This window comes from Parashewanella curva (assembly GCF_003675895.1).
Taxonomy (GTDB): domain Bacteria; phylum Pseudomonadota; class Gammaproteobacteria; order Enterobacterales; family Shewanellaceae; genus Parashewanella; species Parashewanella curva.
This window is the reverse complement of record NZ_ML014856.1, coordinates 1-9778: the sequence shown is the minus strand read 5'-3', so window position 1 is coordinate 9778 and position 9778 is coordinate 1. Positions and strand designations below refer to the sequence as shown.

At 39.8% G+C, this 9778-nt stretch carries 6 protein-coding genes; 3 read left to right on the top strand and 3 right to left on the bottom strand.

What is annotated here, in order from left to right; translation table 11 throughout:
• Together D5018_RS21785 and D5018_RS19480 are read left to right on the top strand one after the other, a co-directional pair.
• Positions 1-268 (top strand): hypothetical protein (locus tag D5018_RS21785; RefSeq protein ID WP_207819402.1); only part of this gene is annotated, 268 nt, incomplete at its 5' end.
• A 482-nt stretch (positions 269-750) separates the two neighbouring features.
• On the top strand, positions 751-2445 hold the full coding sequence (locus D5018_RS19480) for an RICIN domain-containing protein (protein ID WP_121840656.1): 1695 nt from the start codon (positions 751-753) through the stop codon (positions 2443-2445).
• Positions 2446-2518: 73 nt separating this feature from the next.
• Here D5018_RS19480 and D5018_RS19475 read toward each other — a convergent pair whose 3' ends face one another.
• The 3 genes from D5018_RS19475 to D5018_RS19465 all read right to left on the bottom strand — a co-directional run bounded on the left by D5018_RS19475 (position 2519) and on the right by D5018_RS19465 (position 6574).
• On the bottom strand, positions 2519-3661 hold the full coding sequence (locus D5018_RS19475; RefSeq protein ID WP_121840655.1) for a DUF1501 domain-containing protein: 1143 nt from the start codon (positions 3659-3661) through the stop codon (positions 2519-2521).
• A gap of 2 nt (positions 3662-3663) precedes the next feature.
• Positions 3664-5016: a DUF1800 domain-containing protein gene (locus D5018_RS19470; RefSeq protein ID WP_121840654.1), complete on the bottom strand. Its 1353-nt coding sequence runs from the start codon at positions 5014-5016 to the stop codon at positions 3664-3666.
• 187 nt (positions 5017-5203) lie between these two features.
• Complete coding sequence (locus D5018_RS19465; RefSeq protein WP_121840653.1) at positions 5204-6574, bottom strand: hypothetical protein; 1371 nt, start codon at positions 6572-6574, stop codon at positions 5204-5206.
• A gap of 416 nt (positions 6575-6990) precedes the next feature.
• Between D5018_RS19465 and D5018_RS19460 the strand changes: the two genes are divergently transcribed.
• Positions 6991-9675, top strand: coding sequence for a pentatricopeptide repeat-containing protein (locus D5018_RS19460; RefSeq protein WP_121840652.1), 2685 nt, complete (start codon positions 6991-6993; stop codon positions 9673-9675).
• Positions 9676-9778 lie beyond the last annotated feature (103 nt).

The window sequence follows — 9778 nt, the reverse complement described above, 5'->3', positions numbered from 1 at the left end:
AAAAAACAAAAATAAGCATCCCAACAAAAAGAAAGCGAGCTTGGATGAAAACAGATTATCTCGAAAAGGTTTTAAAGGCTGGGCTAACTGTAGCGGACGAAATTTAAACACTCGCGCGGTTGCCCTGCCACATAGTGCGAGTTTAATTGCCATTTATACTGCGTTACTTACCCTTGAAATAGACTTGCTATTCCTGCGGATAAGCACCTTGCCTAAATGCCAATTAATTCTCGCTGAAATCCTGCATCTTCAAGTATCACGAGTATAGCTACGGCTATGCGCCCTTCATTGCGCCTTGTATTGCACTAAACCTGAACACAACAATTATCAAAGAACTTATCGCCAGGTACTTATAAAAAATATCCCCACTGAAATGTTAATAATTTTAACATTTGAAAGGATTTAACATTTAAAAATGGTAATTAACACTGCTAATTTAAACTCACAAAATTTATTTTCATTTTTCAAAACAACCTAAATTATTGAAATAAATAAACAAGACTTTTTACTTAGTATTTGAGCTCTAATAAAGTTCAATTTCTAGTGTGATTGCTCTGCAAAAATTAAGATAAAATTTTATGAAAATGAGTTAAATAAAGCATATTATTTAACCAGTGATAACCAGTAATTAGTGTTTTGTAAAGTATGATCATTGTATTACTTATACTTGTCTCTAAATGTCATTAGCTTGATAAAAAAATACAAACATAATTACAAATTTCAATTAGCAATGCTATTAGAGGGGAAGTAATGTTAAAACCTACCACAAAGAAGTTTAAATTAAACGCCATTTTATTAAGTACGCTGCCACTACTGGGCGCACAAGCTTATGCAACTGATACAGATACCAACACAGTAAAAACTTGCCAAACAATGCAAGATTCAGGTGAAGTGACACAGTATAACCACTTTATTGAACCGATTCGTCACACGTTTGACAATTTTAAAAGCAGATACGGCAGCGCCGCTTTCGGCAACGATTCTATCGAAAGTCATTTATATCAAAGAGGCTGGGCAACTTTTTATAAAGGTAATGGCGATAACATCAACTCTGTAAAGTGGTATGGTGTTTTTCGTGTAGCGTATAAAGACAGAGCCGCAGCGGCATCGATTGCTGATGGTATAGCATTACGTGATAGCCTATTAAAAACGAATTTTAAACTTGACATGAAAGGCGAGACACAAAGCCTTAATGGCTCAAAGGGCGGAGCATTTTCTCAGTTAAGTATCGAGGATTCAAGACAGTTTATCGGTGTGCCTAAAGCAACCCTTAAAGAGCACTGGATTATGAATATTCCAGAGGACGTTACACCAAACATTAGCCAACACCCTGATATTAAAATCGAAAAAAATCCTGACTATTTGAATACACTTACAGGTGTAATACACACTTATATTATCGAATACTCAGCAAACCTCCCACAAACCTGTATTCATGATGTGATTTCAAGTTATAAAAATGATGTCCCACTGTTTGTATCAACAACACCAATTCTTGGTGAAAAGCCTAATAGCGTTACAAAAATAACTTGGAATTACATCATTCCAGATGAAATTGGTGCAGGACCAGCAGGACATCGCTTGATCCAAAGACAAGCCAATGTTGACTCACCTCAATCATTAAGTTATAGAGTGCGAGGCAAAGAGGGACGTTCTTTTACTGGCAAGGTTATTAATGGACTTGAGTTTGATGTTCCAACTCCTGGCCCTAATAAAGGTTTTACTATTTCTATGGGGTTGTTTGCTGACAAACTTGCTGATACGCCAACCCTAAAACCTGTTACTGAAACAGTTAAAAAAGTCGTTTCTTTAACCGCAAAGAACACCGAACTTCAACGCTCTCTAGAAACAGAAACGACATTTAAAAATCAAGAGCGCGAACGTGCAGAACGACTAACAACGCAACTCGATACTGCAACAGCCAAAGCCGTACAGTTGACTCTTAAGAATCAAAACCTAAAACAAACTGCAGACCGTATTGCAGGTCATTTGGAAACAGCAGAAAAACGTGTTTTAGAGTTAACCACATTTTATAATAAGGCTGAATTTCAGCTAACTAACCCTTCATCTCGCAAATGCATTGATGTTAGAGAAAGTGGTTTAGGAAACAATACTAACGTGATACTTTACCATTGTCATGGCAACAAAAACCAGAAGTGGGTTTACAATGAAGTTAGTGGCCAAATTAAAACCACGCTAGGTAACCAATGTCTTGATGTTGGTGGAACCCCACAAAGTGGTACAAATTTGCAAACAATGACTTGTTTACCATTTGGTCATAACAACATGAAAAACCAAAGCTTTACTATTGATGGCAACCTTATTAAGTTGCGTTCAAACACCAACTTAGTGATTGACTCCATAGGCAACCACAATGGTGCAAACGTTATTATTCATAACCAATTTGGTGGCAGCACCACTCAAGTCTGGAATCAAAAGAAATAACGCGTAAAGTTCTATTTTGAAGAAAAGGCTGAATCTAATAATTCAGCCTTTTAGTTCTCTAATGATGTGTAAATCAAACAATCCTATCTTTATAAATTTTCCCAGTAGGAAAAACATGCTTAATTTGTTCAGAGTTAAGTGACCAATGTTGTGATAACGCAGTTGCTAGCCAATCAAAAGTATTGGTTGTCGGCATTAAATCTCGATTTTGAAATAGCTGTTCAGGCTTAAGTCCCGGCCATTGGCCTAATACTTGACCACCTTTAACACCGCCACCAGCTAGAAACATTACTCCACCAGTACCATGGTCGGTTCCGCCAGTGCCATTTTCTCTGGCGGTTCGTCCAAACTCTGTGGCAATGGCGACAACCGTTTTTTTCCACTCTTTGCCCATGGCTTGTTTTAGAGCGAGTAAACCAGCATCTAACTCTTTTAGTTGCCTATCTAGGCGACTGTGCTGGGCATTATGAGTATCCCAACCAACGGTTTCTAACATGGCGCAATCCATAGTTTTACTCTTTAACAGCAAGTTGGCGCAAGCAGTCGTTAATTCAGACAATGAACCTTTCTTCGCTTTGCCCGCTTTCATTCCACCAGCATCTGCTTTAAGTTCCAACCCACCTTGTAAACTTGCGGTTAACCGCTCATCTCCTTGATACAATTTCTCTAGAGTGGCAAACACATCATCATCCGCTTCTTTTAGCTTAGAAGGATACCAAGTAGTGACGTTTCTAGAGCCACGCATGCTTACAGGTTTGGCATAATCTATCGCAACGGCTTCGACTTGCTTTTGATTAACGGCTCTGGCTAACCAGCCCGATTTAATGTTTTGCGTGCCCGTTCCACCTTCTAAGAAATCTTGTCCATCGAAATGTGAGCGACTCTGATAGCCACTGCCCACCGCCACAATAGGCAGTAATTCTTTCTGCTGATAAAGCTTATGCATATTTTGCATAGCAGGATTAAAGGCAAAGCCTTTATCTATCTTCAAAGTAGGTTCAGTGATTTGTTTTGAGAGTTTTGGGCGTAATTTGGAATAGTCACTATCAAACTCAGGGATCACTGTGTGTAATGAGTCCATCGCACCACGTAAAATGATCCAAATAAATTTCTTGTTACTACCACTTGTCACAGAAGGCGAAGCAAATACCAGCTTAGGACTTTGCATCAATAAAATGCTGCCACCAACGACTTTAAAAAAATCACGACGTTTCATAGCTATCTCCTCAAAAACTCTGGACTCATTAGCATCAGGGTCAATGCTTGTGGGCGACTTTCGGCACGTTTAACGGCAAGCTCCGTCGTATTACTCACTTGCTCTCCAAGTAATTGCCTCATGGTATAGACAGGATCGAGAAACCCTCGGCTTTTGGCTATTTGTGCTGACCAATTTGCCCGCGACATAACAGCGCTTGGACCATTCCAATCGGCTTCGATATCACCATAGCCTTTAGGAGAGTTAGCTTGGAATGGGCTTTGCCCCAAGCTCTTCAAAAACCATAAAAATGCTTGCTGTTTTTTAGGTTGAAAATTCAATGCTCGGCAAGTGGAGATCACATATTCACGCGGAGATTTGAATTTTTGACGCTCTTGATGCCAAGCTTCGTCTGATTTTATTAAGGTGATCATCACTTCTTTCAAATTGCCATCCGTTGCCTTCCAGCGGTCAGTCATTTTTTTGATCAGCGATTCGGGCGGATTGTCTGACACAAAGTGACGAGCGAGTTGAGTAGAAACATGTTTCGCAGTCGCTGGATGTCGAGCCACAGCTTTAATCATCGCAATCCCTTGCGTTTCGCCACCTTGCCGATAGGTTTTGCCAAGCAACACTCTATGGCCGGGCTCATGGCCATTGGCTCTGAACATGAATCCGGTTGTATCGTCTCGCTGCGGTCTTGCCACACTCCATCCTGTTATACCTTTTGCCATTTCAATAACATCTGCTTGCGTGTAGCCAGAGCCGACTCCCATGGTGTGCAGTTCCATCAACTCGCGACCTAAATTTTCATTAAGACCTTTACCGCGCTTGCCGATTTTGGAATTGGGGCCAAAAGATTTGTCGTTATTCAAGTAAACCAACATCGCAGGGTGATGCATTACCGCCAACACCATGTCATGGAAATGACCAAACATATGAGGCGCTATGGCTTCACGCTCAAGTGTCGGTGCCAACACTCGCATCATTTGCCCTTGAGTTGTCACGCTAAAATGATTCGACCAAAAATCCAGTAATCGCCACGCTAATGATTGCTCTGAATGAATAGACCTAAACAAGGTATCACAACATAAGGCTTTAAAATTTCCACCAAGATATCTACGGATTTGCTTTTGCTGTTTGGCGAAATCTTTCGCTTGTTCCGATTCAGGCTCTTTCTTCATCAATCGTTTTTGTTGTTGATAATTGGCTAAATGAATCGAAAGTTGATCTGAGTTAGGAAGCTTTTCATTAAAGCTGATTGGTTGTAATTGGTCGATAAGATACTGAACAGGATCACGACTGGCTTTTTCCAGTTCTCCTTTCCTTGCTCCCATACCAAAACGATTAACCGCGATAACGGCATCCGAAGACATGATGATGTTCTCCATAAAATGGCTGATTATTTGACCATAGAGAATTTGTTTGAGAAGTCGAGTAGCTTTACAAGTCTTTACTTTTGTTTAAGTTGTTGTGAAGAAGTGATAGGCGATTGTAGCCAATCTTTGAGAGGAAAAAGTGCTTCAGTACTAGAGAACAAAACTAGGTTGCTATGCTCTCCTTTCAAAGTGCATCAATCACCCCTCTATGATTAGAAAGAGCCAGTAATTGAATTAATTCTATGGGTAAAAACTGGTTATCCACTTCTCTAAATTTGTGCTTTGCGCTTAATAAAATGGCATCTGATGACTTTACGTGCTCTATAAACTCTTGTTGCAATTCTTTAGTTTTTATTTCCTGAAAAAAAAGTCCAATTCGATAAGGTGATAAGGATAAAATGATAATTGCTTTGGTATTTGGATCGTTGATGACCTTTAAGCATTGAATGAATGCCAACATCGTCAATTTTTTAGCAACTTCACAGATTTTCTCTGGCGAACATCGATTAATAATCAAACTAACCAACTCCATTGCTTCATGCTGTTCAGATTGTCCGCATGCACTCTTAACTAGGTCAACTAACGCTGAACATGGAAGATTTTCGATAACATCGCAGAAAACCTCTTCACCATAAATTTTTGAATAAAACATAAAGTCTAACGTATCACTCGATGACTCGAAAACCAGTAAAGGCAAGCAGTCTTTAGGATCTAAATCACAAGCCAATACCTCGGTGTTACTGGCAAAAAGTCTTCTGGCATAACCTTGTTGTTGACGCTGATAAAGCCCTAAAACGATCGCTTTTCTCAATGGTGGTAAAGTTATGGTGTATTGTAAATATTTACTAGTTGCATCAGACTCCGCCCTAGTTGAAGGTCTCATAAAGGCATTTAATCCGTGAAAATTTCGGGCTAATATAAGGCTTACAATTCTATGTACGGCCTCTTGTTTTAACTTGCTTGTTTGACTTTCTTGCCAAATCATTATCACTTTCTCAAGTGAACAAAAAGTCAGAAACGGCAGTATTCCCATTTCTAAAGCAGCAATGAACTGGCGAGTGGCAATGTCAGAAAGTTTTTCAAAATCTTGAATGATTTGATGCCTGATCGCATCATGATTTGCGAGCTTTGTACATACATGAACAAATGCCTCCTGCTCACCTTTAAAATTCATCTGATAAGCTAATAAAGGTAAAAGAACAATCAGGGATTCATAAGTACTGTGTATCAGCGCATAAACCATATCATCCTCTTGCATATCCGCAATTGAATTGGCTTTATGAACCATCGAAATAGATGGGCTGGTTAATAATTTGACGTACAACTCTTTAGTAAACAAAGTCGTATGAGAAAAGTTGGATGGGGTAACATCATCTTCATTGTGAAGCCAAACGACAAACCTTTGCTCCCATGAGGCATTGAATGGAGATAGCTTGATTTTGTATGCTTGTTCTCCAAGCATAACAGTATCTATATCTGTTTCATTTCCTTGTTCACTTAACAAGCCCCAAGAAACAGCTAGTTGATATCCCGTTTGAAAAAAAGATTGCAACATACAGCTAATCAAAGAGTGATGAATATGATAAGAATATCAAGACCTTTAACAGAGGTTAAATCTGAATCACCTTGGTTTAATACTTTTTTTATTGCTTTTATTACACTTTACGCCCCTAGGGGGGTGAAGAGGCAATAAAGTCTGCCCGTAGCGGCATTAAAAATCAGGGACGGTCTTTCTGAATCTAACAAGGAATTGAACAAAACTCAGTTAGAACAACTATTCGATTTGAACTTGATTTTCAGAGTGCCAATATTTAACAATCGTAGAAATTCATTTAAATAGAATTTTTGTCTTAAATTCCACCGAAACTGAATCTAAACCGAACGTTAACGTTTTAGATACCCGAACCATTTGCGCTTACTTATTGAACAGGTTATTTTTCTAACTGCATAATTACTTATAGATTTTATAAAATGGCTACACCTCGTTCCTCTCATTATCATTTAAGTCGTGATTATTACTTTGTACTCAATACACTCAATAAAAATCCACATCAGGCTTCGTTGTACCTTAAATACAGACGGTCAACATTCGATAATGATGAACTCTTATATCGTGCTTACAATTATTTAAGTTCAAACGAAAGGGATAGTCTTTATAAATTTTTTAATCAACTAGAAGTTCCTCAAGCGAACCTTCGCATGCAACGTTATAATGGCCAGCTTCACCAAGGAAAGCCCAATACTTTCTTTTATTTCACTTCAGTAAACGATGTAATCAAGTATTGGAAAGAAGGAATAATAACCATTGAACGAGCGGGCATTGCGTTGAATGGCTTAATTAAACAATGCACCACGCTTTCTGAATTTATTAGAATTATCCATGACATAAAAAGTGATAGCCTAGCACTCGCAACGAAATGGGATATAAGACTTGTTCATGGACTATTGCACAAAGCAGTAGATTTTAAAAACTGCGAGGCATCAGATTTCAACGGTATCTTTAGAGAAATAATAGGGGTTAAATCTAATTATGAGGCGAAAACTTGCACACTGCTACTTAAGTTATGTAAGTTAAATTTGAACTTTTCTGATGCAAAAGCATTAGTGCTGGGGGACGAAAACAGTGACAGCTTAATGAATCAATGGGGGGTTAAGCCTGATGTAGGCATATATAATGCTTTTATTACGGTGTGCGCTAAAACTGGACAGTTTGATAGTGCTTGGCAGTTGGTGTGCGGTGATTCGCCTCTAATGTCCCAATCATCGAAGCTGAAAGCTGATAAACTCACTTGTACCAACCTTCTTGTCGCTTGTGCTGAAACTGGACATTTTAAAGAGGCCAAAACATTAGTGCAGGGGGACAAAGGCATCGACAGCTTAATGAAACAATGGAACATTAAGCCTGATGTAGGGATATACAATGCCTTTATTACGGTATGCGCTAAAACTGGACAGTTTGATAGTGCTTGGCAGTTGGTGTGCGGTGATTCGCCACTAATGTCCCAATCATCGAAGCTGAAAGCTGACAAACTCACTTGTACCAACCTTCTTGTCGCTTGCGCTGAAACTGGACATTTTAAAGAGGCCAAAGCATTAGTACTGGGGGATAAAGACAAAGGCATCGACAGCTTAATGAAGCAATGGGACATTAAGCCTGATGTAGGGATATATAATGCTTTTATTACGGTATGCGCTAAAACTGGAGAGTTTAATAGAGCTTGGCAGCTGGTGTGCAGTGATGCACCAATGATGTCCTCTGACTCAAAGCTGAAGGCCGATCAAATCACCTGCACCAGCCTTCTTGTCGCTTGCGCTGAAACAGGACATTTTAAAGAGGCCAAAGCATTAGTGCTGGGGTGCAAAGGCATACCCAGCTTAATGGCACAATGGGGTCTTAGGCCTAACGAGGCTATTTATAGCGCCTTTATTACGGTATGCGCTAAAACTGGAGAGTTTGATACAGCTTGGCATCTGGTATGCGATAATGCGCCAATGATGGCTCTAGGGCCTAAGCTAAAGACTAATCAAAGCACCTGCACTCGTCTTCTTTTTGCTTGCGCTGAAACGGGACATTTTAAAGAGGCCAAAGCATTGGTACTGGGGGACGAAAGTAGTGACAGCTTAATGCAGCAATGGGGTCTTAAGCCTAGCGTAGCTATTTATAGTGCCTTTATTACGGTATGCGCTAAAACTAGAAAGTTCGATTATGCTTGGCAGCTGGTGTGCGGTGATACGTCACGGATGCCCCCAAACTCAGAGCAGGCCGCCGATCTAATCACCTGCACAAATCTTCTTGTCGCTTGCGCTGAAACAGGACATTTTAAAGAGGCCAAAGCATTAGTTCTGGGGGACGAGAGTAGTGACAGCTTAATGCAGCAATGGGGCATTAAGCCTGATATAGGGATATATAATGCTTTTATTACGGTATGCGCTAAAACTGGAGAGTTTGATAGAGCTTGGAATCTGGTGTGCGGTAATGCGCCAAAGTTGTCCCCAAACTCGGAGCTGGCCGCCGATCTGATCACCTGCACCAATCTTCTTGTTGTTTGCGCTGAAACTAGACGTTTTAAAGAGGCCAAAGCATTAGTGCTGGGTGACGAAAGTGGCGACAGCTTAATGGCACAATGGGGTCTTAAGCCTAACGTGGCTATTTATAGTGCTTTTATTACGGTATGCGCTAAAACTGGAGAATTCGATAGTGCTTGGCAGTTGGTGTGCGGTGATGCACCAATGATGACTCCAAACTCGGAGCTGGTCGCCAATCAAATCATCTGTACCAATCTTCTTTTCGCTTGCGCTGAAACAGGACATTTTAATGAGGCCAAAACATTAGTGCTAGGAGAAGAAGGCCGTGACAGCTTAATGAAGCAATGGGGCATTAAGCCTAACGAGTCAATTTATAAAGCCTTTATTGCAGTATTCGCTAAAGCAGGAGAGTTTGACAGTGTAATGGATGATTTGGAAAAAACAATGGAAGAATGCGGAGTTACCGTTACACCTTTAATGTACTCTCACAGAATAGCACTTGATAAAGTTAATTTTAATCATAAAGTTGAAATGGGTATAACGAAAGGTTTCTATAGTAAAAACTTAGGGTTAGAGAATAATTGCTTAGATTTACATACAAATAAAATTTGTAACTATTCAGCCTACTGAACAAAAATATCTGGCAAATGCCCACTGAACAACAAGTTCAGCGCTGTTGAAGCTGTTATATTTTGCTTTCTGCAACTCGAAACGTAACTGCGTATGGCACAGA

Coding starts and splice junctions, on each gene's coding strand:
- D5018_RS19475 (WP_121840655.1), bottom strand. CDS start 3,661: ATGAAACGTCGTGATTTTTTTAAAGTCGTTGGTGGCAGCATTTTATTG.
- D5018_RS19465 (WP_121840653.1), bottom strand. CDS start 6,574: ATGTTGCAATCTTTTTTTCAAACGGGATATCAACTAGCTGTTTCTTGG.
- D5018_RS19470 (WP_121840654.1), bottom strand. CDS start 5,016: ATGTCTTCGGATGCCGTTATCGCGGTTAATCGTTTTGGTATGGGAGCA.
- D5018_RS19460 (WP_121840652.1), top strand. CDS start 6,991: ATGGCTACACCTCGTTCCTCTCATTATCATTTAAGTCGTGATTATTAC.
- D5018_RS19480 (WP_121840656.1), top strand. CDS start 751: ATGTTAAAACCTACCACAAAGAAGTTTAAATTAAACGCCATTTTATTA.